Source organism: Blastococcus sp. CCUG 61487 (assembly GCF_005222955.1).
Taxonomy (GTDB): Bacteria; Actinomycetota; Actinomycetes; order Mycobacteriales; family Geodermatophilaceae; genus Blastococcus.
Genome location: NZ_LWUA01000183.1, coordinates 1 through 265 on the forward strand (window position 1 = coordinate 1; position 265 = coordinate 265).

A 265-nucleotide genomic window follows, 5' to 3' on the forward strand; every position below is an offset into this window, starting at 1 on the left:
GTTCGTGGATAGGCCTTTGCTTCGGCCGCGAGATGCTCGCCGCCGCCGAATCCGATCTCGATCCGCAGGTCATCGATCGGCGGATCGAACAACGCCGGCAGCACGGCATCAGCAGGCGAAGCAAGATCAAGGGCGAGATGGGGAAGCAGGTTTCCCATCAGATCGGCCTGATGCGCACGAAGCTTGTGGCCTTTGCGCCGTCCAAAGAAGGAGCCCTGACGGTGCGAAGCCTCGGTGTCGGCGTGATAGATCGGAAGAGCACACG

Annotated in this window: 1 protein-coding gene; it reads right to left on the reverse strand. The window is 61.9% G+C overall.

Translation table 11 applies throughout. The features are described 5' to 3' along the window. Positions 1-265, reverse strand: a 265-nt coding sequence (locus A6V29_RS09940) for a tRNA (guanine(46)-N(7))-methyltransferase TrmB (RefSeq protein ID WP_212719204.1), incomplete at both ends; no start/stop codon positions are given.